We start from the raw sequence: 22,787 nt of genomic DNA, 5'->3' as shown, positions 1-22,787 counted from the left end.
TCTCCGGTGCTCGTTATTACTGAACGCTTCGTTCAGTTTGAGGCAACGGCGATCCGGAGCCGGCTATTCCCTCCCGCCGGCGGCGATCCCCGCGAACACCTGCCGCACGGTCCGCTCCGCGAACTCCTCGTCCAGCGGCTCATGGTCGAACAGCAGCCGGAAGTACACCGGCGCGAAGATCAGGTCGAGCGTCGCCGGGATGTCGAGGTCCGCCCGCAACTCCCCCGTACGCATGCCCTCCCGCAGGACCTCGGCCGTCACCGCGCGGCGCGGGGACAGCCACTGCTCGCGCAGCGCCTGCGCGATCTCCGGGTCGGACTGCGCGTCCGCGGCGAGCGCGCGCATCAGCGGGCCCGCCGGGCTCCGCGTGAACAGCCGCACCGCGGCCACCGCGATGACCCGCAGCGCCTCCGCGGCCGGGGCTCCCTCGGGAAGCGTCCACGAATCCGCCGCGCGGAGCATGAAGCCCTCCAGGGCCACCGCGCCGCGCGACGGCCACCACTTGTACACCGTCGCCTTGCCGACACCCGCGCGCGCGGCGATGGCCTCCATCGTCGCCGCCTTCAGCCCGCCTTCCATCATCAGGTCGCCCGCCGCCGCCAGGATCGCCGCTTTGCGCTTCTCGCTGCGAGGCCGGCCGGTCCGCCCCGGGTGCCCCAGCTCCTCCACGTCCATCCGGCCGCCCTCCACCCTTACTGAACGCCACGTTCACCGAGCGTACGGCAACCCGCCGCCACGGTTCCCGCCCGTGCGGAAGGAGCCGCACCTACGCGGGGGCGCGGCCGACCCACCACCGACAGGTGGCCCCCGAACCGACGGAACGCACCACCCCGGAGGGGCAGGGGCACCCTCAGAACCCGCGGGTACGTTTCGCGGCGCGGCGGGGAGCGGAAGCCCCGGGCGCACGCAGCGCGAGCCGGGCGACCTCGTTGCCGAGATTGACCCCGATCGCGAGGGCGAGCGCGAGCGCGGCCGCCTTCGTGAGCTGGCTGAGCGCGGCGGACTGGTGGTGCTGGGTGAGCGCGAGCAGCCCGAAGTAGGTCGCGGAACCGGGCAGGAGCGGCCCGATGGCGGCGGTGACGTAAGGAAGGACGGAGACGAAGCGGTAGCGGGCCATGAGCTGCCCGAAGAGCCCGACCAGCCCCGCGGCCGCGGCGGTCGCGGCGACCTGGTTGCCGCCCGCCCGCTGATGGAGCACCCCGAAGACGGTCCAGGCGACGCCCCCGTTGAGCGTGGCGACCAGCAGCACCTTCCGCTCGCACTGGAGCAGGACCGCGAACGCCAGCGTGAGCACCATCGCGGCGGGCAGTTGCACCCACGGCCGGTCGTACGCCCGCAGCGCCTGGTCCGGGTTGAGCCGAGCCCCGGAGTGGACCCCCGCGTAGAGGACGAGGGTGACCCCGATCACGATGCCGACGATGAGGTAGACCACTTCGAGCAGCCGGGCGGAGGCGGTGATGTAGAACCCGGTGAGGCCGTCCTGGACGGCGGCGACCAGCGCCCGCCCGGGCAGCAGCGCGAAGAGCCCACCGGTGATCACCGCCGAGGACTGCACGTTGGTCGCGCCCGGTATCCAGTGGCCGTACTGCCCGACCAGCACGCCCATCGCGGCGGCGGGCATCGCGGCGACCGCGAACTGGTAGAACTCCGGCAGCCCCCGCGCGGCCAGCAGCCACGCCAGCCGGTCGCCGAGCATCGCGGCGAGCGCGGCCAGTACGAAGATCAGCGGACCGCCGCCGACCAGCACGCTCGCCGCCCCCGCCAGCAGCCCGGCCGCGCCGGTGAGCACCCACGAGCTGTACGGGTGCCGGTTGCGGCGGATGTCGGCGAGGCTGCGGTACGCCTCCTCCAGCGTCACCTCGTGCGCGGTGATCCCGTCGACGAGGTGGAAGACGGCCGCCAGCCGGGTGTAGTCCGTGCCCCGCCGGCGCACCGTACGGCTCATCGTGTGCGGCGTCTCGGTCAGCGACGGCTGGTACGAGATGCCCAGCAGCGTGAAGGTGACGGTCGGCTCCACCCGGGCCAGCCCGTACGCGAAGGCCACCCCGAACATCGCCGCCTCGACGTCCTCGGCGCCCTCGCCGCCGGCCAGCAGCAGTTCCCCGATCCGCAGGGTGAGGTCGAGCACGCGCGGCACCGAACCGCCGCTCGCCGTGCCCGCCGCCCCCGGCCGGTCCGCGGGCGGCGCGGGCCGCTCGGTCGACGGCAGCCGCAGCATCGCCCGCATCCGGTCCTGCCACAGTCCGCCTTCGGGCGGCAGCGTGATCACGGGTATGCCGTCGGCGGGCGTCAGCGCGGCCCCGAGATCGACGGGGCCGGGGTCGCTCTCAGGGCCTTCCGGCCCTTTCGGCCCTTCCGGCTGTCCCGGTTCTCCCGGCTGTCCCGGCTGTCCCGGTTCTCCCGGCCCTTCCGGTGACCCGCCGGACGGGCCCCGCTGCTCCTCGCCCAAGGCGTCAGCGCTTCGTCGCGCGGTGCCGCCCACCGCGGGAGGCGGTGGCGGCGATCGACTCGGCACCCAGGTCGGCGGCCGGCGCGGCCCCGTCGCCGGTCTCCAGGCCGGCACCCGTGCCCGTACCCGTACCGGCACCCTCACCCGCGGCGGACTTCTTGCGCGAGCGCAGGAACTCGATGGCGACCGGGACCACGGAGACGAGCACCACCAGGACGAGAATCGCCTCGATGTTGTCGCGGACGAACGCGATCTGTCCGAGCCAGTACCCCAGCAGGGTGACGCCGGCGCCCCACAGCGTCCCGCCGATGATGTTGAAAGTCGCGAAGGTGCGGTAGTTCATCCGGCTGACGCCGGCCACGATCGGGGTGAAGGTCCGCACGATCGGCACGAAGCAGGCCATCACGATCGCCTTCGGCCCGTGCCGCTCGAAGAAGGCGTGCGCCTTCTCGATGTTCTCCATCTTGAACAGCCGGGACTCCGGCCGGGAGAAGAGCGAGGGGCCGACCTTGCGGCCGAACCAGTACCCGGTCTGCTCCCCCACCACCGCCGCCACCGCGATCAGCGCCGCGACCACGGCCAGCGGCTGGTGCAGGGTGCCGGACGCGACGAGCAGCCCGGTGGTGAACAGCAGGGAGTCACCGGGCAGGAAGAAGCCGATCAGCAGTCCGGACTCGGCGAACACGACCAACAGCACGCCCCACAGGCCGTAGGTGTTGATCAGATGGTTCGGGTCGAGCCAGCTCGGGCCGAGCGCGAGGTTCGTCACGAGTCAAAAGTATCAATCCAGTGTTGATACAAGCGTTCCGCAACCTACGAGTAGTGCACTACCGTCTGCGCAGCGTCAACCACGCATCTTCGCAAGTCTGGCAAGTCACGCAGGCCACACACGTCACACCCAACCGGCACCTGTGTGGCGCCTGTGAGCAAAACCTCCCCCCACGTGCCCCGTCACCGTGCCCGAACTACCTGGCGGCTCCCGTTATGACTCGCGCCATCACTCTGCACGAAGTTTCCAAGTACTACCCGAAGCAGCCGTCGCCGGCCGTGGACCGGTTCTCGCTGGACATCGCACCTGGTGAGTTCCTGGTGCTGCTCGGCCCCTCGGGCTGCGGAAAATCGACCGTCCTGCGGATGATCGCCGGCCTGGAGGACATCACCACCGGCGAGCTGCTGCTCGACGGCGAGTACTCCAACGACCTGGCTCCGGGCGACCGGAAGATGGCCATGGTCTTCCAGAACTTCGCTCTCTACCCGAGCATGACCAGCCGGGAGAACATCGGCTTCCCGCTGCGCTTCGAGATGCCCGGCGAGGAGCCCGGGCCCCGGGTGGACGAGACCGCCCGCATCCTCGGGATCGAGGAGATCCTGGACCGCTACCCCGGGCAGCTGTCCGGCGGTGAGCGCCAGCGCGTCGCGATGGGCCGGGCGATCTCCCGGCACCCCTCGGTCTTCCTGATGGACGAGCCGCTGTCGAACCTCGACGCGAAGCTGCGCGCGCACCTGCGCGCCGAGATCGCCCGCCTCACCCACGGCATGGGCGTCACCACGGTCTACGTCACCCACGACCAGGCCGAGGCGATGTCGCTCGGCGACCGGGTGGCGATCATGCGCAGCGGGGTGCTCCAGCAGCTCAGCAGCCCCCGTGACGCGTATCACCTGCCGGAGAACGTGTTCGTGGCCGCGTTCGTCGGCACCCCCAGGATCAACCTGCTCCAGGCGACCGTGATCGCTCCACTCAGCGGAGGGATGTGGATCGACTTCGGCCGCCAGCGACTGGGCCTGCCCGAGCCGCTCAGCTACGACCACCAGATGCTGCGCATCCAGCAGGGCCGGCCGATCATCGTCGGCCTGCGCTCGGAGGCGGTACGGATCGCCCAGCCCAGCCAGGCGCACTCCGGCGAGGTCGTGATCAGCGGGATCGTCGAGCATGTGGAGTACCAGGGCCATGAGTCGCTGGTGCACCTCAACACAGGGTCGCGGCCCGCGGTGGTGCCCGAGCTGGAGGCGCCCCGGCCGGCACCCGCGCCCAGGACCGGCAGCCGCCGCGCCGCGAACGGTTCCGGCGGCGGGGGTGGCGGCATCGGCAAGCTGGCGCAGAAGGCGGCCCGGCGCATCCAGGCGTCGATACCGGCGCGCGACGGTGCGGGGGACGGGGTACCGCCCCGGCCCAGCCAAGCGCCGGCCGCCGTGATCGACCGGCCCGCGGGGTCTCCGGAGACCCAGACCGGCGATCTCGTGGTCCGCACCGGCCCTGACATCCGCGTACGCCGCGGGGACCGGGTGCCTCTCCTGGTCGACCTCGCGCACCTCTACGTCTTCGACCGCGACGGCAACCGCATCTGCCCGGCCCCGGCGCAGCAGCCACGGCTGGAGTAGGGCGGGCCCCTGCGGGGTGGCCGCCCCTGACCCCCCGGGGCGCCCCTCCCCTCCCCGTCCCGGGACCACCCCTCGGTGGGTGGGCGGATGGGGGTACCTCCCGGGCGAAACCCTGAGGGAGCGCAGTTCCCCGCGCCCCCCTGCGGGGTGGCTGCCTCGCCCTCGCCTGACCGCCGGCTATCGCTGAGCGCGCAGTTCCCCGCGCCCCTGGATATGTGCGGCTCCTCCGCAGCACCCGGCCACCCCGGGAACGGAGCAACCCGCACCCAACAGCGACGAGCAACCCCAACAGGGGCGCGGGGAACTGCGCGCCCCATCACAGACAGACCGACCGACAAACACGCACCGCAAGGGGCACCCACCCGGGGGCGCGGGGAACTGCGCGAGCAACCGGCCACCGGGGGCACCCGGGGACGAAACGGCACCCGTGCGGCGGGGGCGGGGGGACGTAAGGAGGGGTTCACCGGGGGTTCATGGGGGCGCCCTAACGTCCACATGGTGACGACGACCCGCGGGCATTGGTTCAAGCCACGTCATAAGGGCGCCCTGGGGCCGCAGGGAGGGGCCGTGGCGGCGAAGGGGAAGCCGGAACCGGCGCCGGAGAAAGCGGAATCCACGGCCTCGGGAGTTCCGTGGGCCCCGGTCACCGTGGTGGAGTGCCTGCGGGCGTGCGCGCGGATGTGCGGCACGCTGACCGCGGTACGAGGCGGCAGCCCCCACCCGGAGCTGGCGAAGCACCTGATCCACCTGCCGTCACCCGACGAGCTGGGCCCGGACACCCCGGTGTCCCCCGCGGTGACGGACGACCTGCTCGACGCCCTCGTGGCGGCGGGCGAAGCCGCGGTGGCGGCCGGCGAGGAGGGCCACCGCCTCGCCCTGACCATCACGGAAACGGTCCTGCCGCTGCGTAAGGAATCCCGCCCGGCCTGGCGCCTGCGGGCCCGCGCCCTCGAAGCGGTGGGCGACTCGGCGGCCGCCCTCACGGCGTACGACCGCTGCGTGGAACTCGCCGGCCACGACGTCCACGCCCGTACCCGCGCCGCGGCACTGCGCGCGGCGCTCCCCGAACAACGCGCGCTCGCCGCCCTCCTCCCGGGCGCCGACAGCACGGCCGGAAACGTACCGGCCCTGGAAGCCGCCGCGTTGCGCCACATCGACGAGCAACTCGCCGCCGCGCCGGCGGACTCGGCCACCCTCCCCCGGGTGATCGCCCTGTACGCGGACCAGCGCCGGCACCGCCTGCGCGCCCCGATTCCCGACCCGACCTACGGCGGCACCGGCTGGCTCGACCTCGGCGGCCTCCGCAACCGGATCAGCGGCCGCTCGATCTGCCTGGTCGCCAACTCCGGCACCGTCAGGGACGGTTCGCTGGGCGAGCTGATCGACTCCTACGACCTGGTGCTCCGCTTCACCTCCTACGTGATCGAGCCGGCCGCGACCGGCACCCGCACCGACATCCATGTCACCGGGCACCGGAAGGTCTTCAACTGGGACCGCCCGGTCACCACCCGGCTGGTCCTCGGCGACAACGCGGCGGCCTGGCGCACCGACATCCGCGCCCGCCTGGTGCCCGGCGCGCAGCGCCACACCGGCGACGAGTCGCTGCGCGCCCCCGTAAGGGGCATCGGCCGGCTCGGCGCGGACACCTGGCCGCACCCGCCGACCTGCTCGTTCGAGGCGATGTGGCTGATCGACTTCCTCGACGTCAGCCCGCGCCTCGACCTGATCGGCTTCGACTTCCACCAGACGTCCCCCTACCGCCTGCCGGACGCGATACCGGTCCCGGTCGCCTCCGCCGAGGCGAACTCCAGCCAGAAAGCATGGGTCATGGAACGCGCCAGAAACGTCGCAGGCCCGGTGATCTCGCTGCGATGAGCACCACCCCCCACGACCGCGAACCGGCAGGACCCGAAGGACCCGCGGGGCCCGAAGCCCGTTCAACCGCCGCACCCGAGGCCCCCGCGCCCGTCCCCTCCGCCGCCGCGCTCACCGGCAAGCGGCGGATCGCCTTCGCCGCGTGGGTGGACGCCGACCGGCTGCCCGGCCTGCTGGCGCTGCTGCGCAGCCTCGCGCTGACCAACCAGACCGTGTGCGAGGACTTCCTCGTCCTGCACGACGGGCTGCCCGAGGGCGCCGCCGCCCGCATCGCGGCCCTGCACCCGCGCGCCCAACTCCGTTGCGTGCAGCCCGAGTCGGCGGCCCGTCTCGCGTCGTACGCGAAGGCCGCGGGCGGCACGGCCGAGCCGGGCGAGTACGGCGTGCTGGAGGCGTTCCGGGTCCGCGACCACGACACCGTGATCGTGCTGGACACCGCGCGGGTGGCGTGCGGCCCGCTCGGCCGGCTGCTCACGCTGCGCCGCGGCCTGGCGGCGGCACCGTACCGGGCGGGCGAGGACGGGCCGGGCACGGATGTACTGGTGCTCCAGCGAGAGCACCTGACGGACGCGTTCTGCGCCCGGCTGGACGCGGTGGCGCTCGACGGCGGCCACCCGCGCGGGCGGGCCGCGGCGGGGGTGCTGGCGGCAGCGCTCGACGGGGAGTTCGTGCCGCTGGACATCGACGGGGTGTTCACGACGGTGGACCGGGACCCGGGCGAACCCGGCGCCGTATCAAGGGAGTTCGGGGAACCCGAGGACGCGGACGAGGCGGACGCCGGTTTCCGGGCGGAGTTCATGGCGCTGCCGGGCGCCGCGCACCACGACCTGCTCGTGCAGTTCGGCACCCCGCACACCGCCAGGACCGGCGACGTCGGCTGCGCCCGCCGGGTCGCGGCCTCGCACATCGCCGCGGGCGAGTACCAGGACGCAGTGGACCTGCTCGGTTCGGTGCGCATCCCGGCGGACGACGCGTGGCCGCACGAGGTCTACGGCCAGGCGCTGATGAGCGTCTCCCGCGACGACGAGGCGCGGGCGCACCTGCGGCTGGCCACCGCCTCCCCCAACTGGGCGCCGCCCGCCTTCGCCCGGCTGGCCCAGATCGCCTGGGTGCGCGGAGACGACGACGCCGCACGGGAGTTGGCGCTCGCCGGGCTCGACGCGGACCCGACCCACCGGCCGTGCCGGCAGATGCTGCTGCGGACCGCCGCCGGCGACGGCCTCGCCGGGCAGTCCGACGCGCCCGAACCCGTCGACCGGCGCGAGCAGTTGGCGCATGTCGCGTTCTACATGCCGCAGCAGGGCAACGCGGGCGACAAGGTGCTGCCCGAGGCGGTACGGCTCGCGTTCGGCCCCGACGCGGGCCCGCGCCGCTGGCACTCCGTCCACGCCCACCGGCTCTTCGACGAGGCCGCGCTGGAACGGGTCAACTCCCGGCGCGGGCTGGTGATCGGCGGCGGCGGGCTGTTCCTGCCCGACACCATGCCCAACGGCAACAGCGCCTGGCAGTGGAACGTCCCCGACGACCTGCTGGAGCGGATCGAGGTGCCCATCGCGGTCTACGCGGTCGGCTTCAACGTCTTCGACGGCCAGTCCTACCGGCACGACCGGTTCCGCACGGCGCTGCGCCGGCTCGCCGAGCGGGCGGTCTTCTTCGGCCTGCGCAACCACGGCTCCATCGCGCAGGTGCGCCGCCTGCTGCCGCCCGAACTCCACGACAAGGTGCGCTTCCAGCCCTGCCCCACCACCGTCACCCGCCACCTGGTCCCCGGCTGGACCGACCCCGAGCGACGTGACGAGACCATCCTGCTCAACGCCGCGTACGACCGCGCGGGGCTGCGCTTCGGCCACGACTACGGCCACTTCCTCGCCGAACTCGCCTCCTCCATACGGACATTGGGCGCCCACGCCGAAGTACGCTGCGTCGCCCACACGGTCGAGGACGAGCGGATCGCGTACGACCTGCGGCGCGAGCACGGCGTCACGATGCCCGTCGTACCGATGTACGACTTCGACAACGACCAGATCCGCGCGACCTATGCCCGTACCAAGCTGGTGATCGGCATGCGCGGGCACGCCGGGATGGTCCCGTTCGGCTGCGGCACCCCCGTCATCAGCCTCATCTCCCACCCCAAGATGGCGTATTTCCTCGCGGACATCGACCGCCCCGAGTGGGGTGTGTCCGTCCACGACCGCGACCTCTCCGCGCACCTCACCGACCGCGCGACCGCGCTCCTCCTCAACCACGATGCGGCTGTCGCCGACGTCCACGAACGCCAGCGCATGCTGTGGGGGGTCACCCAATCCAACGCGGCCACCCTCCGCGCCCTCGGGTTCTAACCACCCCTAAGTGGGTGCCCCCTGCGGGGTGGCTGCCTCGCCCTCGCCTGACCGCCGGCTATCGCTGAGCGCGCAGTTCCCCGCGCCCCCCTGCGGGGTGGCTGCCTCGCCCTCGCCTGACCGCCGACTCTGGCTGAGCGCGCAGTTCCCCGCGCCCCTGGGTGGTGCCCCCTGCGGTGCGTACTTGCCTACCGGCCGGCTCTGGCTGAGCGCGCAGTTCCCCGCGCCCCTGGATATGTGCGGCTCCTCCGCAGCACCCGGCCACCCCGGGAACGGAGCAACCCGCACCCAACAACGACGAGCAACCCCAACAGGGGCGCGGGGAACTGCGCGCCCCACCACAGACAGACCGACAGACAAACACGCACCGCAAGGGGCACCCACCCAGGGGCGCGGGGAACCGCGCGAGCAACCAGCCACCGGGTGGCAGACGGGAAGGAACGGGCACCCCCACGGCGGGGAGCCGTAAGGACACCGCACCCTGCTGAGAGGGAGGGTCCCGGGGCGGGAAGGAGAGGGGCACCCGGGGGGTCAGGGGCGGCCACTCCGCAGGAGGTACGTGCGGGATGCACGGGCTAAGCTGAGGGGATGACCGAATCCACCGCCGGAGAGCAGATCGCCGAGGACTTCGGGGACATCGTCCGCCGGGAATCGCGCGCCGTGGTCTACGGCGAACTCACCGCGGGCCTGGGCCCGGCCCTGGACGAGGCCACCTACCCCGTGCTGAGCGGCCTCGCCAGGGGCGGCCCCCGCAGCGCCGCCCGCCTGGGCCACGCCATCGGTCTGGACCGCTCCGTGGTCAGCCGGCACGCCGACCGGCTCCAGGGCGCGGGCCTGCTCCGGCGCGAACCCGACCCCTCCGACCGCCGCGCCAGCCTGCTCGTCCTGACCGCCGAGGGCGAGCGCGTCGTGGCCCGGATGCGCGCCCGTCTGGCCGAGCGGTTCGACGCCTACCTCGCGCACTGGCCGCCCGCCGAGGCCGAGGCGTTCGCCCGCGCCCTGCACCGCTTCACCCAGGAAGCCCTGCTTCCACGGGAGTCGTAGGGCCTGCGGGCCGCGCGGATAGCCCGTAACGTCGTGCGCGTACGGCGGTAGGACCGTACGGGCCGGACGGCCCGACCGGTCACCGCTCCGCTGCCGGGAAGGTCCCCGCATGTCGCTGCACAAAGGTTCGGGCTCCCCCCACGAGGTCTCCGTCAATCCGTTCTACCTCGGCGCCGCCGATCCGATCGGCGCCATGCAGACCGCCCCGCCCAAGCACCGCCTGCCGGACGGTCCGATGACGCCCACCGCGGCGTACCAGCTCGTGCACGACGAGCTGATGCTCGACGGCAACTCACGGCTCAACCTCGCCACGTTCGTGACCACGTGGATGGAGCCGCAGGCCAACGTGCTGATGGCCGAGTGCGTCGACAAGAACATGATCGACAAGGACGAGTACCCGCGCACGGCCGAGCTGGAGCGGCGCTGCGTGTCGATGCTCGCCGACCTGTGGAACGCCCCCGACCCCGGCTCGGTCGTCGGCTGCTCGACCACCGGTTCCTCCGAAGCCTGCATGCTCGCCGGGATGGCGCTCAAGCGCCGCTGGTCCAAGCGCACCCCGGGCTACCCGGCCACTGCCCGGCCGAACCTCGTGATGGGTGCCAACGTCCAGGTGTGCTGGGAGAAGTTCTGCACCTTCTGGGAGGTCGAACCGCGGCTCGCGCCGATGAGCGGCGACCGGCTGCACCTGGACGCCGAGGCCGCGCTGGCGCTGTGCGACGAGAACACCATCGGCGTGGTGGCGATCCTCGGCTCCACCTTCGACGGGTCGTACGAGCCGGTCGCCGAGATCTGCGCGGCCCTGGACGACTACGAGCAGCGCACCGGCACCCACATCCCGGTCCACGTGGACGGCGCCTCCGGCGGCATGATCGCGCCGTTCCTCGACCCGGACCTGGAGTGGGACTTCCGGCTGCCGCGGGTCGCCTCGATCAACACCTCCGGCCACAAGTACGGGCTGGTCTACCCCGGCGTCGGCTGGGCGCTGTGGCGCGACACCGAGGCGCTGCCGGAGGAGCTGGTCTTCCGGGTGAACTACCTCGGCGGCGACATGCCCACCTTCGCGCTGAACTTCTCCCGCCCGGGCGCCCAAGTGGTCGCGCAGTACTACTCCTTCCTGCGGCTGGGCCACGACGGCTACCGCGCGGTGCAGCAGTCCAGCCGGGACGTGGCCACCACCGTCGCGAAGCGCTTCGAGTCGCTGGACGACTTCCGGCTCATCACCAGGGGCGACCAGCTCCCGGTGTTCGCGGTCACCACCACGCCGGAGGTGACGGCGTACGACGTGTTCGACGTCTCGCGGCGGCTGCGCGAACGCGGCTGGCTGGTCCCCGCGTACACCTACCCGGCGAACCGGCAGGACCTGGCGGTGCTGCGGGTGGTGTGCCGCAACGGCTTCTCCGAGGACCTGGCCGACCTGCTGATGGACGACGTGGCCTCGCTGCTGCCCGAACTGCGCCGCCAGGCGCACCCGTTGAACCGCCCCGAGTCGGTGGCCACCGCGTTCCACCACTGAGCGGGCCGCTCCCCCACACGAAAGGGACATCGTCATGGCTGACCACACGTACCGCGTCACGGAGATCGTCGGCACCTCGACCGAGGGCGTCGACGCCGCCGTCCGCAACGGCGTCCGGCGCGCCTCGCGCACCCTGCGCGGTCTGGACTGGTTCGAGATCACCCAGGTGCGCGGGCACATCGTCGACGGCGAGATCGACCACTACCAGGTCGGCCTGAAGGTGGGCTTCCGCCTGGAGGACGCGGAGTAGCCCGGCGGATCGTTTCCCCCGGCCGTCTCCCCGCCTGTCTCGGCACCCGTCTCCGCGCCCGTATCCGTATCCGCCGCCGGGCCCCCTCCGTATCCGTCTCCGCGCCGATTTCCCTCGCGCCCCCGTACCGCGCCGCGTTGCGCCGTACGGGGGCGTTTGCCCGTACGGCCGCTGCCCGTTCGGCGCAACATCTCTCGCCAAGACCGACAATCCGGCAAATCCTTTTGTCATGAAGGCAGGTTTTCGCCCGGTTCGTGCGGTTGGGCCGCATACTCGGCCGGGTGGGCCCGCCGTGGACGCCGACGCATTCTCGGGAGCCCGCCATGAGCCAATCCACCGCAGCCACCCCGCCTCCCGGATCGAACCCGCCGGGCTCCACCGGCGGCCGCGACCCCCGCGACGACTCGCGCAGCGCCTGGGCGGCCGGCGGCGCCGTCTTCGCCGGGCTGATGCTGATGATCAACGGCGTGCTGGCGATCCTCGAAGGAATCGTCGGCATCGCCAAGGACTCCGTCTACGTGCGCACCCGCGGCGACTACGTCTACAAGTTCGACGTGACCGCGTGGGGCTGGATTCACCTGGTCCTGGGCGTCATCGCCCTGCTGGTCGGCTACTTCCTGCTGCGGGGCCTGGCGTGGGCACGGTTCATCGGCATCTTCATCGCCGGCCTGAACCTGATCGCGAACTTCATGTTCCTGCCCTACCAGCCGATCTGGGCGATCATCATGATCGCGATCGACACGTTCGTGATCTGGGCGCTGGCCACCTACCACCCGCGGAAGCTGCCGTACGGGAGCGCGCTGTGAACCCCAACGTGCTGTCCCCCAGCCTCGACCAACTGCGGCGCTGCACCATCGCGGTGGACATCGGCGCCGCCCGCACCCGGGTCCACCTGCGCGGCAGCGGCCTCGTGGTCGACGAGCCGAGCGTCGCCGCGGTGGACATCCGCACCGGGGCGCTGATCGCCGTCGGCAGGCAGGCGGAGACGATGTCCGGCCGCACCCCCGACCACATCCGGGTGGCCCGCCCGGTGGCCGGCGGCGCGGTCGTCGACATCGAGATGGCCCAGCGGATGCTGCGGCACGTCCTCGGCGACAAGCTCGGCCGGCGCTGGCTGCGGCTGCGCGGCACCCCCGTGATGCGCGCGGCGGTGTGCATGCCGCACGGCAGCGCCCCGATCGCCCGCCGCGCCGCCGTCGAGACGATGTACGGGCTCGGCGCGCGCCGGGTGGAGATGGTGGACACGCTGATCTCCGCGGCGGTCGGCTGCGGGCTGCCCGTGGAGCACCCCGAGGCCACGATGATCGTGGTGTGCGGGGCGGGGACGACCCAGGTCGCGGTGCTCTCGCTCGGCTCCATCGTGGCCGCGGAGACCGTACCGGTCGGCGGCGACGCGATCGACCGGGCGGTGGTGGACCACCTGCGCAGCAACCACGCGCTGATGCTGCCGAGCCAGGCGGTGCGGCCGCTGCACAAGGTGCTCGGCACGGCCGAGTCCGGCGGCACCACCACCACCGAGGTCTACGGGCGGGACGTGGCCAGCGGGCTGGCCCGCTCGGTCCTGGTCGAGACCGAGGTGGTGCGCAGCGCGATGCGCACCCCGCTCAACGCGGTGCTCGACGCCATCACGAACGTGCTGCGCCGCTGCGCCCCCGACCTCGTCTCCGACCTGGCCGACCGCGGGATCATGCTGGCCGGCGGCAGCGCGCACATGCCCGGGCTCGACCTGATGCTCCGCGAGGCCACGAACATGCCGGTGAACGTGGCGCCCAACCCCGACACGGTCGCCGTCCGCGGGCTCGGGGCGATGATCGAGGGGAAGGTCAGGCCGATGGTGCTCAGCCCGCTCACCGCGTGAGGCGGCCGGCTCGACCCACGGGTGGCCCCGGAGCTCTCGGCTCCGGGGCCGCCCGCATGTTCCGGGCCTGCCCGCGCGTTCCTGGCCTGCCTGCGCGTTCCGGGCCTGCCCGCATGTTCCGGGTACGCCCGCGCGTTCCGGGGCCGTGGAGAATGCGGGGCATGCTGAGAATCGGGTCGGTGGTGATGGGCGTCGGCGACGTGGCGCGGGCGTCGGCGTTCTGGATGCGAGCGCTGGACTACGTGCCGCGGGAGGAGCCGGAGGACGACTGGGTCGTGCTGGTGCCCGCCGCCGGGAGTGGGCCGCAGCTGTCGCTGGGGCTGAGCGAGACCCCGGTGCAGGAGTACCCCCGGGTGCACCTGGACCTGTACGCGGGGGACGCGGCCGACCAGGCCGCGGAGGTGGAGCGGCTGCTGGCGCTGGGCGCGCGGCGGGTGGACTGGCACGACTATCCCGAGGACGCCGACTTCGTGGTGCTCGCGGACACCGAGGGAAACCGCTTCTGCGTGATCGACACCGGCCAGGGCTGAGGCACGATCACGCCGGCTGACGGCCGCCGGCTCCTAGGCCGTGTTTTGGAAGTAGCGCCGTCCGCCCAAAGGGCGGGGCCCGTGGCGTCTGGTGCGTGCGATCGCAAGGCGGAGGGTTGTCCTCGTAGTGGGCCTACTCGGACAAGCCCGACAACGAAGCGAGCGTGCGTGCCAGGCGCCACGGGCCAGGCGGGACTTCCAAAACACGGCCTAACCGTCGCGGAGTCGGGCGCGGTCGGCGGCGGTACGGCCGTGCCGCCAGCCGTCCGGGTCGCGGCCCTTGAGCCGGGTGGCGGTGGTCCGGGGGAACAGGCGCCGCGTGGTGTCGCGCACGGCGAGGTCGCGGGCGGCCAGGGCCGGCAGCAGTGCGGGGCCGGCCTCGCGGGCGGCCTCGGCGACCTCCGCGTCGGTGGCGGCGGTGAGGCGTTCCCTGACCCGGGCGGCGTACGCGATCAGGAAGGACTCGCGGAAGTCGCGGGAGCGGGAGGGGCGGCCGCGGTGCAGGGCGCGGTCGGCCTGCACCAGGAGCGAGGTGAACATCACCTCGACCGCTTCCAGGTCCGCGGGGTGCCCGACGACCGTGGCGAAGCCGAATTCCGAGGACCAGACGGACTCGCAGCGGTTGGCGGCGGCCACCGCGTCCAGGAGGAGCGCTTTCGCGCCTTCGTAGGGACGGTCCACGCCGATCCTGCGGGCGGCGGGTGCGTCGGGGCCGCCGCCGTGCGCGGCGGCCAGCGCGGCCGCGTCGATGCTGTGCCGGGCCATCAGGTGCTGGGCCTTCGCCGACAGCGCTTCGGCTTCCTCCGGGAAGCCGGTGGACTCCGCTTTCGCCAGCAGGGCGCGGATACGGGCGAGGGCCTTGCCGCCGGGCCCTCCTCCCCCCGGGTGGGGCGGCGGGGGGACGCTCAGGGCGGTGATCGGGGGGAGGGTGGCGTACAGGCGCAGCAGTTCGACGACGAGGAGGGCCGCCGAGAAGCGGTCCAGGCGTTCCCCGGCGACGAACTCGGCGATCCGCTGCCGCGGCCCGGGCCGCGCCGCGAGGGCCTCGGCCAGCCGGTGGTGGTCGGCGCCCAGCTCCCGCCCGGCCATCCGTACCAGGTCCGCGTCCTGCCACCCCCGCGCCGCCGCTTCCCGTACGACCCGCGCGTACGCGTCCGCCGCGACGGCCGCCCACTGCTCCCCCGCCCCCGCGAGCTGCGAAGCCGCGACCTCCGCTTCCCCCGTACCGAGCCACTCCATCCCCCCATCCTGCCGCACCGCCCGCCGCGGGCCGGCCGCCCACGGGTTCGGGCCGGCGGCCGGGGCAGCGGGGCATCGCCCGTCAGACGTCCTGGCAGTTCGCGTGGGCACCTTGGGGGCTGCCGTCCGCGTACTTCCAGCCCGTCACGGCGTAGCAGTCCGCGATGTGGCTGCCGGTCCAGTAGTAGAAGCTGGTGGAGGCGTCGAAGATCTCCTCATCGGGCTGCTCGACCGATACCGAGCCCGCGTCCCAGTACAAGTCCCCGCTGGGCAGGACGCTGTTCTTCAGCCGCGGTCCGCTGGGCACCCGGTCGGCGATCTGAATCCAGTTGTCCGTGTACGGGTCGGTCGAGGTGACCTCGCTCGACGCCTTCGAGCTGTCGAAGTGAAGCTCCGCGTAGGCGGTCTTGTTGCACTGGTCGAACCCCTGGTAGAACACGCCGATGTGCTGGTTGTCGGCGACCAGGTTCAAGACCGTGCCGACCGACCGCAGGCAGTCGGTGGCGCTCGCCGATCCGGCCGCCAGCACCGGCAGCGAGCATCCGGCCAGCACGGCGGTGGCGGTCAGGGCGAGGACTTTGGAACGCTTCTGCGTCGTCTTCATCGCTCCTCCTGGAGCATGGCAGCGGTCCGCCACCGGCACGAACCCGGGGCGTGGCCTGCTGGTCAGGTGGTCAGGTGCGGTCGGGTCGCTTCCTCAGCCCTCGCCATCGAGCGTCGCGCCGGGGTGGCGCGGTGGTGTCGGGCCCTTCTGCGGCGACCGTATGGACACTCGTCCGCCGGCCGTCCTAGATTCGTCCTAGTGCCAGGTCGGACGGGGGTTCGGCGCTGATCGTGAAGTGCCGGGGGGGACATGAGATTCGGCGTGCTGGGTCCGTTACACGCCCAGATCACCGGGCGCGAGGTCCGACTCGACGGACCGCGGCAGGCCAAGATGCTGGCCGCGCTTCTGATCGACGCGAACGACCTCGTCGCCATGGAGCGGCTCGTTGCCGTGATGTGGGACGAGAAGGTGCCCGCCACCGCGGTCCGCCAGGTGCAGGACGCCCTGTCCGGGCTGCGCCGCAACCTCGCCGCGTGCGGAGCGCCCCGCTCCCTGATCAGCACGCGGCGCGGCGGCTACCAGATCCACCTGGACCCGGACCAGCTCGACCTCCTGGAGTTCGACCACGAGCGGAACCTCGCCCCGCGGTACAGCGCTCCGATCGAGACGGCCGCCGGGCTGCGGCGCGCGCTGGCCTGCTGGCGCGGCAACGCCCTGACCGGCATCGCGAGCCGGGTCCTCCAGTCGGACGCGGTCCGCCTGAACGAGAAGCGCGCGGCCACGCACAAACGGTGTCTGGGTGTCGAACTCGACCTGGGGCGGCATCGTGAGGTCATCGAGGAACTGGCCGCCCTGCTGCGCGAGCACCGCTATGACGAGCAGGTCGCCGAACACCTGATGGTCGCCCTCTACCGGTGCCGGCGCCAGGGCGAAGCGCTGGAGGTGTACGAGCGGCTGCGCCGGACGCTCGCGGACGAACTCGGCGTCGACCCCTCCCCGCCGCTCCAGGCGCTGCACCGGCGCATCCTCGTGGCCGATCCCGCGCTGGCGGCCGCTGTCCCGGCGAGCGGTCCCCCGGACGACCGGCCGGAAGAGCCCGGCGCCGCCGCCACCGGACCGGTCATGGCGATGCCGGTGCGCCAGCTTCCGCTCGACCTGCCCGACTTCGTGGGACGGGCCGACGCGCTGGCAGAGGTGGCCCGGTTACTCGGCGGGTCGGCGCCGGACCGGTCCCCGGTGGCCGTCGTCGTGGGCGGTCCCGGTGTCGGCAAGTCCTGCCTGGCGACGCACGCCGCGCGGCTGGCGAGCGCCTCCTTTCCCGACGGGCAGCTGTACCTCGACCTCGCCGGGACATCGGACGAGCCGCGCGACCCGGCACTGATGCTGGCCGAGGCGCTGCGCGCGTTGGGGGTCACCGGCAGCGCGATCCCGAACGGGGTGTCCGAACGGGCCGCGCTCTTCCGCTCGTTGCTGGCGGGCCACCGGATGCTCGTGGTGCTGGACGACGCCGGGCACGCCGACCAGGTGCTGCCGCTGCTGCCGGGGGCCGACGGCTGTGCCGTGCTGATCACCAGTCGCACCCTGTTGACGCACCTTCCCGGCGCCCGGCACGTCGACCTGGACGTGCTGAGCCCGGCGGAGGCCCGGGAGCTGTTCACCGGCATCGTCGGGCGGCGGCGGATCGAGCGGGAACCGGCGGAGGCCGACGCGATACTCGACTGCTGCGGCAACCTGCCGCTGGCGATCCGGATCGCCGGTGCCAAGCTCGCCGGCCGCCCGGCCTGGTCGCTGCGGGTGTTGCGGGAACGGATCGAGGACGAGTCCCGGCGGCTGGCCGAGCTGAGGATCGGGGACCTCAGCGTGCGGGCCAGCGTCGAACTGAGCTTGCGGCTGCTGCCCGCCGACGCGGTGCGCGCGCTGAGCCTGCTGGGTCTGCTCGGCGCCCAGACCCTGCCCGGCTGGGTGGTCGGCCCGCTGCTGGACCGCCCGGACGCCGACGAGGTGCTGGACGCCCTCGTCGACGCCAGCCTGGTGCGGCTCACCACCACCGACGCCCTCGGCCAGCCGCGCTACCGGCTGCACGACCTGATCAGGACCTGTGCCGTGGAGGCGGCCACCCGGCTACCGGCGGCGGACAAGCGCGACGCGATGGTCCGGGTGCTGTCCACCTGGCTCGACCTGGCCGGGCGCTGCACCGCCCGGCTGCCGGCCGGGCTGCTGGTCGGCGAGCCCGGTTCCGCGCCGCGCCGGTCGCTGCCCGACGCGGTCGTGGCCCGGTTGACGGCCGACCCGGTCGGCTGGTTCGACGCCGAACGCGCCACCCTGCTCGGCGCGGTGAAACTGGCCGTGGACTGGAAACTGGACGAGCTGGCCTGGGAACTGACCGCCGGCACGGTGACCTACTACGACCACCGGTGCCTGTACCAGGACTGGGAGCACGGGCACCGGCTCGCCCTGGGCGCGGCCGAGACCGCCGGCAACGCACGCGGCGCATCGGTGCTGCTGCGCGGCCTTGGCCAACTGCACATCTATCAGGATGACTTCGACGAGGCGACCGGTGCCCTGGAGTCCTCCGTCAGGCTGTGCAAGGACGGCGGCGACAGGCGCGGCGAGGCACTGTCGCTGGCCATGCTGAGCACGATCAGCCGGGTGCGGGGCCGTTACGGCGAAGGCGCCGACCGTGTCGAGCACGCGCTGGCCATCGCGGTCAGTGAGGGCGACCGGCACCTCGAAGCGCAACTGTCCGGTTCGATGGCCGTGATGCGGCTCATGCACGGTGACCTCGACGAGGCCGAGTCCTGGTTCGGCCGGGCCCTGCGCCAGGCCAGGGCGCTCGACGACGGGCACCGGGTCGCGGTCGTGCTGCGGCGGTTCAGCCGGCTGCACGACCGGCGTGGCGATCCGGACGAGGCGCTGCGCTGCCTGCGGCAGGCGCTGGCCACCTTCGAGGGCATGGCCGACGAGCGATGCGCCGCGTACACGCTGCTGGAAGTCGGCCGCGTGTACGCCGGCCGGCACGACCGGGACCGGGCGGGCCCGGCGCTGGAACGCGCGGCCGAACTCTTCCACCGGCACGGCGACCGCCACGACGAAGCCGCCTGCTGGCAACTGATCGGCGACCTGGACGCCGCCGCCGGCGCCCACGACCTCGCACGCCGGCACCAGGAACGGGCACTGCGGTTATGGCAGACCATCGGTGACATGCGCCGGGCGAAGGCCCCGGCGCCACCGTCGTCACCGTGACGTGAGCGACGTCACGCCCCCGAGGGTCCGCGGGGTGACGCCGCCTCGCGCCCGCGGCCTCGGGCCTTGCCGCAGCCACGGGCCTTGCCGCAGCCGTGGCAGCGCGTGGCCGCAGGCGGGCCAGGGTGCGGCGGGGTGCGGCGGGCCGGGGCGCGGCTGTCCGGAGCCGGGTTCGGCACCCCTGGCCGTAGGCGGGCCGGCGTGCGACTGGCCGGAGCCAGGTTCGACGCCCCTGACCGTAGACGCACCCGGCGTGCGACTGGCCGGAGGCGGGCCGGGGGGCTCGGGGGGAATCGGCCGGGTTTCTCCGTAGGAGGTCAGCGGGGCTCGCCCTGGGCCACCTCGATGTTGCCGTGGAGTTCGTAGGCGGCGTGGAGGGCGCAGCCGGCGGAGAGCGCGAGGGCGCCGGCGAGAAGGGCGGCGACCGCGCGGGGCGCACGGGCGGCCCGGGGGGAGAGGAGCGCGGAGACCCGCCGGGGCACGGGCCCGGTGGTGGCGGAGAGGGCGGCGTAGGGCCGCGGCAGGGCCCGCCCGGCAAGGGCCGCGTGCCCGATCGCGAGAGCGGCGACCCGACGGTCCCCGACGGCCTCGGCGGCGGCCTCGTCCGCGGCCCGCTCCAGCGCGTAGGACAGCGGCACCCGCAACAGCCGAAGCGCGGGATGGCAGGCACAGGCGAGCGCGAGAACCGCGAGGAAGAGGTGGTGCCGCCCGGCGAGGTGGGCCCGCTCATGGGCGAGGAGCGCCTCCCGCTCGGCCGGGTCGAGCGCCCGCAGCATCCCCGAGGTGACGACGATCCGCCCGGGCTGCCCGAACCGCCCGGGAAGGGCGTACGCATCGGGCCGCGGGTCACTGAGCACCGTGAGGTCGCCCGCGGCCGTACCGGAGTCGTCCGCGCCGCGCCGGGCCCGGTCCGCGAGCAGGACGTGGCGCCGTACCGCCCGGACGAGCGCCACCGCGACGACGGCGAGCAGCCCGGCGGCCACGCAGGCGGCCGGCACGGTGACCTGGTCGCCGACCACGGGCAGCACGAGGTGGCCGAGCGCGGCCACCGGCGGCAGCCGCAGCGCGCCCGCCCCGGCGAGCAGCCCGAGCGCGGCGGTGCTGCACATCGCGAGCAGCGCCGCGGACACGGCCAGCAGCCACGCGGCGGTGCGCGGCGGCAGCGCGTCGGCGAGCCGGCGGGCGGCGGGCGCGGCGAGCAGCGGCAGCAGCAGGGGCAGCCAGACGGAGAAGTTCACCGGACCTCCTCGTCCCCCATGCGATCCCCCGCGTGGGAGCCGTTTCCGTGGACGCTTTCGCGACCGTTTCCGGTTCCGTGGCCGTGGCCGTCCCCGGCCGCGGCGGGCGCCTCGCCGGCCTGCGCCAGCAGCTCGCGCAGCACCTTCTCGTCGTCGGGCCCGAGCCCGGAGACGAACCGGGCCAGTACGGTGCCGCGGTCGTCGCTCGCGGACTTGTCCAGCTCGCTGCGCATCCGGCGGGCGGCGAGCCCCGGGGAGTCCTGGACCGGCAGGTAGGCGTAGCCGCGGCCGGAGCGGGCGCGGCTGACGGAGCCCTTCTCGTACAGTCGGGCCAGGATCGTGGTGACGGTGGTGCGCGCCAGGGCGGTGCCGAGTTCGCGCTGCACGTCAGCGGGGGTGAGCGGGCGGCCGCCGGCCGCCCACAGCGCGGCCAGGACGCTCGCCTCCAGCTCGCCCGACGGGCGGCGGCCCGCGCTCGGCTCCGGCATGGCTCGATCGCCCCTTCCGCCTCATTCGTCTACAGTGCTGTAGACCGTCTACATCACTGTAGTCGGTAGGGGTCGCCGCAGGCGCCCCCTGAACCATTATGGGAGGGCTCCACCGCCATGCCTCTGCCCGTGCCCGTACTCGTCGCCCATGCAGCGGCCGAACCGGTCGCGCACCTCGCCTTGAACCCGCTCAGCGCCAACTCCGTGCTCGCCTCTTTCGGCGCCCTCGGCATCGCGGTCGTGCTCTTCGCCGAAACCGGCCTGCTGGTCGGCTTCTTCCTGCCCGGCGACTCCCTCCTCTTCACCGCGGGGCTGCTGTGCGCGCCGGGTGCCTCGGGCGCGGTGCACCTCACGCTCTGGCAGGTGCTGATCGCCGCGCTCGCCGGTGCGCTGCTGGGCGCCCAAACGGGTTACGTGCTCGGCCGCAGAGCCGGTCCCGCGCTGCTGGCCAGGTCCCGGGGCCGGCGGCTGCACGAGGGCGCGGCGCGCGCGACCGACCTGCTCGCCCGGTACGGACACGCCAGGGCCGTGGTGCTGGCCCGTTTCGTCCCGGTGGTGCGCACCGTGCTCAACCCGCTGGCCGGGGCGCTGGCGGTGCCCGTCCGCACCTTCACGCTGTGGCAGGCGGTCGGCGGCGCGGTCTGGACGGTCGGGCTCGTGCTGGCCGGCTACGGGCTCGGCTCGTCCGTGCCGAACGTCGATCACTATCTGCTGCCGATCGTCGCGGTCGTGGTCGTCGTGTCGCTGGTGCCGCTCGCGGTGGAACTGCGGCGCGGGCGGCGTGAGCGGGCGCGCGGGCGCCACGCCGTCGTCCCGCCGGAGGGGTCATGAACGCCGGGTTCGACGCGGGCCTCTACCGCTGGGTCGTGCGTCTCTCGCAGCACACGCCCGGTCCGCTCGACAGCGTGGTGCGGCTCTTCAGCGATTACGGGGTGGGCGTGTTCGCGGTCCTCATGCTCTGGGCGTGGTGGCGGGCGCGGGGTGGGGGCGACCGGGCGCGGATGGCAGCGGTGCTGGCGGTGCCGGTGGTCGTGGTCCTCGCCTTCCTCGCGAACGACATCGTCAAGTCGATCTTCACCGAGCAACGGCCTTGTCAGACGCTGCACGTCGCTCCCACGGTCGAGGCGTGCCCTGCTCTCGGGGACTGGTCCTTCCCCAGCAATCATTCGGCGATCGCGGCGGCTTCGGCGGTGGCCCTTCTTCTCGCCGACCGGCGACTCGGGCGGATCGCGGTCCCGTTCGCCCTTCTTCTCGGGGCGTCCCGGGTGTGGATCGGCGTGCACTACCCCCATGACGTCCTGGCGGGGTTCGTACTGGGCGGGGTCGTGGCGTGGCTCCTCATGCTCGCGGTCCGTCGTCTCGGTGTACGGCTCCCCACTGTCGGGGTTCCGATCCGTCCCCGCGGGCCCCTGCGGGGTGGCCGCCCCTGACCCCCCGGGGTGCCCCCGTCCTGTCGGCCCCGGGACCACCCGCCGGTGGTGGGCGGTCGCGCCCCCCTGCGGGGTGGCTGCCTCGCCCTCCTCTGACGGCCGGCTCTGGCTGGTCGCGCAGTTCCCCGCGCCCCTGGGGGTGCTCGCCCGCCGTCCCACGGTGCCGCCGCACCGTGGCTGGTCGCGCAGTTCCCCGCGCCCCTGGGGGTGGTTGCTCGCCGTTCCACAGTGCCCCGGCACCGTGGCTGGTCGCGCAGTTCCCCGCGCCCCTGGGGGTGGTTGCTCGTCGTCCCACAGTGCCGCCGCACCGTGGCTGGTGGCGCAGTTCCCCGCGCCCCTGGGTATGTGCGGCTGCTCCGCAGCGCACC

18 protein-coding genes and 1 pseudogene are annotated in these 22,787 nt (G+C 73.5%); 12 read left to right on the top strand and 7 right to left on the bottom strand.

What is annotated here, in order from left to right; genetic code table 11:
• Window positions 1-63 precede the first annotated feature (63 nt).
• The 3 genes from OG896_RS22620 to OG896_RS22610 form a co-directional block, all read right to left on the bottom strand.
• The gene (locus OG896_RS22620; protein ID WP_329368094.1) at window positions 64-675 is read right to left on the bottom strand and encodes a TetR/AcrR family transcriptional regulator; all 612 of its coding nucleotides are present in this window, start codon (window positions 673-675) and stop codon (window positions 64-66) included.
• 175 nt (window positions 676-850) lie between these two features.
• Window positions 851-2,482 carry a threonine/serine exporter family protein gene (locus OG896_RS22615; RefSeq protein ID WP_329368093.1) on the bottom strand — a complete coding sequence of 544 codons (1,632 nt, stop codon included), beginning with the start codon at window positions 2,480-2,482 and terminating at the stop codon, window positions 851-853.
• Complete coding sequence (locus OG896_RS22610; RefSeq protein ID WP_329368092.1) at window positions 2,454-3,218, bottom strand: DedA family protein; 765 nt, start codon at window positions 3,216-3,218, stop codon at window positions 2,454-2,456. Before OG896_RS22610 ends, OG896_RS22615 begins: the two co-directional genes overlap by 29 nt.
• A 215-nt stretch (window positions 3,219-3,433) precedes the next feature.
• Between OG896_RS22610 and OG896_RS22605 the strand changes: the two genes are divergently transcribed.
• The 9 genes from OG896_RS22605 (at window position 3,434) to OG896_RS22565 (ending at window position 14,237) form a co-directional block, all read left to right on the top strand.
• Window positions 3,434-4,828, top strand: coding sequence for an ABC transporter ATP-binding protein (locus OG896_RS22605; protein WP_329368090.1), 1,395 nt, complete (start codon window positions 3,434-3,436; stop codon window positions 4,826-4,828).
• Between the two features lie 567 nt (window positions 4,829-5,395).
• Window positions 5,396-6,703, top strand: coding sequence for a hypothetical protein (locus tag OG896_RS22600; RefSeq protein WP_329368089.1), 1,308 nt, complete (start codon window positions 5,396-5,398; stop codon window positions 6,701-6,703).
• Window positions 6,700-9,042, top strand: coding sequence for a polysaccharide pyruvyl transferase family protein (locus OG896_RS22595; RefSeq protein WP_329368088.1), 2,343 nt, complete (start codon window positions 6,700-6,702; stop codon window positions 9,040-9,042). Before OG896_RS22600 ends, OG896_RS22595 begins: the two co-directional genes overlap by 4 nt.
• Before the next feature lie 588 nt (window positions 9,043-9,630).
• Complete coding sequence (locus OG896_RS22590; RefSeq protein ID WP_328465342.1) at window positions 9,631-10,086, top strand: MarR family winged helix-turn-helix transcriptional regulator; 456 nt, start codon at window positions 9,631-9,633, stop codon at window positions 10,084-10,086.
• Window positions 10,087-10,195: 109 nt separating this feature from the next.
• Window positions 10,196-11,599 (top strand): glutamate decarboxylase, encoded by a 1,404-nt coding sequence (locus OG896_RS22585; protein ID WP_329368086.1) that lies wholly within the window; start codon window positions 10,196-10,198, stop codon window positions 11,597-11,599.
• 34 nt (window positions 11,600-11,633) lie between these two features.
• The gene (locus OG896_RS22580) at window positions 11,634-11,849 is read left to right on the top strand and encodes a dodecin (RefSeq protein ID WP_328465346.1); all 216 of its coding nucleotides are present in this window, start codon (window positions 11,634-11,636) and stop codon (window positions 11,847-11,849) included.
• 323 nt (window positions 11,850-12,172) lie between these two features.
• Complete coding sequence (locus OG896_RS22575; RefSeq protein ID WP_329368082.1) at window positions 12,173-12,655, top strand: DUF7144 family membrane protein; 483 nt, start codon at window positions 12,173-12,175, stop codon at window positions 12,653-12,655.
• Between the two features lie 11 nt (window positions 12,656-12,666).
• Window positions 12,667-13,707, top strand: coding sequence for a rod shape-determining protein (locus OG896_RS22570; RefSeq protein WP_329374204.1), 1,041 nt, complete (start codon window positions 12,667-12,669; stop codon window positions 13,705-13,707).
• A gap of 161 nt (window positions 13,708-13,868) precedes the next feature.
• Complete coding sequence (locus OG896_RS22565; RefSeq protein WP_329368080.1) at window positions 13,869-14,237, top strand: VOC family protein; 369 nt, start codon at window positions 13,869-13,871, stop codon at window positions 14,235-14,237.
• Window positions 14,238-14,447: 210 nt separating this feature from the next.
• Here the strand turns inward: OG896_RS22565 and OG896_RS22560 are convergent, their stop codons facing one another.
• Both OG896_RS22560 and OG896_RS22555 read right to left on the bottom strand, forming a co-directional pair.
• The gene (locus tag OG896_RS22560) at window positions 14,448-15,476 is read right to left on the bottom strand and encodes a DUF2786 domain-containing protein (protein WP_329368078.1); all 1,029 of its coding nucleotides are present in this window, start codon (window positions 15,474-15,476) and stop codon (window positions 14,448-14,450) included.
• A gap of 82 nt (window positions 15,477-15,558) precedes the next feature.
• On the bottom strand, window positions 15,559-16,080 hold the full coding sequence (locus tag OG896_RS22555) for a hypothetical protein (RefSeq protein ID WP_329368076.1): 522 nt from the start codon (window positions 16,078-16,080) through the stop codon (window positions 15,559-15,561).
• A gap of 261 nt (window positions 16,081-16,341) precedes the next feature.
• Between OG896_RS22555 and OG896_RS22550 the strand changes: the two genes are divergently transcribed.
• Complete coding sequence (locus OG896_RS22550) at window positions 16,342-19,263, top strand: AfsR/SARP family transcriptional regulator (RefSeq protein WP_329368074.1); 2,922 nt, start codon at window positions 16,342-16,344, stop codon at window positions 19,261-19,263.
• A gap of 317 nt (window positions 19,264-19,580) precedes the next feature.
• Here OG896_RS22550 and OG896_RS22545 read toward each other — a convergent pair whose 3' ends face one another.
• Window positions 19,581-20,501, bottom strand: coding sequence for a M56 family metallopeptidase (locus tag OG896_RS22545; RefSeq protein ID WP_329368072.1), 921 nt, complete (start codon window positions 20,499-20,501; stop codon window positions 19,581-19,583).
• A gap of 110 nt (window positions 20,502-20,611) precedes the next feature.
• Window positions 20,612-20,989, bottom strand: a pseudogene (locus OG896_RS22540) (BlaI/MecI/CopY family transcriptional regulator); the annotation flags it as partial.
• A 117-nt stretch (window positions 20,990-21,106) separates the two neighbouring features.
• Between OG896_RS22540 and OG896_RS22535 the strand changes: the two are divergent.
• Together OG896_RS22535 and OG896_RS22530 are read left to right on the top strand one after the other, a co-directional pair.
• Window positions 21,107-21,820, top strand: a complete 714-nt coding sequence (locus tag OG896_RS22535) for a DedA family protein (protein ID WP_329368068.1) — start codon at window positions 21,107-21,109, stop codon at window positions 21,818-21,820.
• A complete protein-coding gene (locus OG896_RS22530) occupies window positions 21,817-22,419 on the top strand; it encodes a phosphatase PAP2 family protein (protein ID WP_329368065.1) in 603 nt (200 codons plus the stop codon). The genes OG896_RS22535 and OG896_RS22530 overlap by 4 nt, the downstream gene beginning before the upstream one ends.
• Window positions 22,420-22,787 lie beyond the last annotated feature (368 nt).

This window comes from Streptomyces sp. NBC_00669 (assembly GCF_036226785.1).
Lineage (GTDB): Bacteria > Actinomycetota > Actinomycetes > Streptomycetales > Streptomycetaceae > Actinacidiphila.
This window is presented reverse-complemented; position numbering and strand designations above follow the sequence as displayed.

Excerpts from the sequence above, each read along its gene's own strand:
- OG896_RS22530 (WP_329368065.1), top strand. The coding sequence starts at position 21,817 with ATGAACGCCGGGTTCGACGCGGGCCTCTACCGCTGGGTCGTGCGTCTC.
- OG896_RS22590 (WP_328465342.1), top strand. The coding sequence starts at position 9,631 with ATGACCGAATCCACCGCCGGAGAGCAGATCGCCGAGGACTTCGGGGAC.
- OG896_RS22595 (WP_329368088.1), top strand. The coding sequence starts at position 6,700 with ATGAGCACCACCCCCCACGACCGCGAACCGGCAGGACCCGAAGGACCC.
- OG896_RS22555 (WP_329368076.1), bottom strand. The coding sequence starts at position 16,080 with ATGAAGACGACGCAGAAGCGTTCCAAAGTCCTCGCCCTGACCGCCACC.
- OG896_RS22535 (WP_329368068.1), top strand. The coding sequence starts at position 21,107 with ATGCCTCTGCCCGTGCCCGTACTCGTCGCCCATGCAGCGGCCGAACCG.
- OG896_RS22580 (WP_328465346.1), top strand. The coding sequence starts at position 11,634 with ATGGCTGACCACACGTACCGCGTCACGGAGATCGTCGGCACCTCGACC.
- OG896_RS22560 (WP_329368078.1), bottom strand. The coding sequence starts at position 15,476 with ATGGAGTGGCTCGGTACGGGGGAAGCGGAGGTCGCGGCTTCGCAGCTC.
- OG896_RS22585 (WP_329368086.1), top strand. The coding sequence starts at position 10,196 with ATGTCGCTGCACAAAGGTTCGGGCTCCCCCCACGAGGTCTCCGTCAAT.
- OG896_RS22565 (WP_329368080.1), top strand. The coding sequence starts at position 13,869 with ATGCTGAGAATCGGGTCGGTGGTGATGGGCGTCGGCGACGTGGCGCGG.
- OG896_RS22575 (WP_329368082.1), top strand. The coding sequence starts at position 12,173 with ATGAGCCAATCCACCGCAGCCACCCCGCCTCCCGGATCGAACCCGCCG.
- OG896_RS22605 (WP_329368090.1), top strand. The coding sequence starts at position 3,434 with ATGACTCGCGCCATCACTCTGCACGAAGTTTCCAAGTACTACCCGAAG.
- OG896_RS22620 (WP_329368094.1), bottom strand. The coding sequence starts at position 675 with ATGGACGTGGAGGAGCTGGGGCACCCGGGGCGGACCGGCCGGCCTCGC.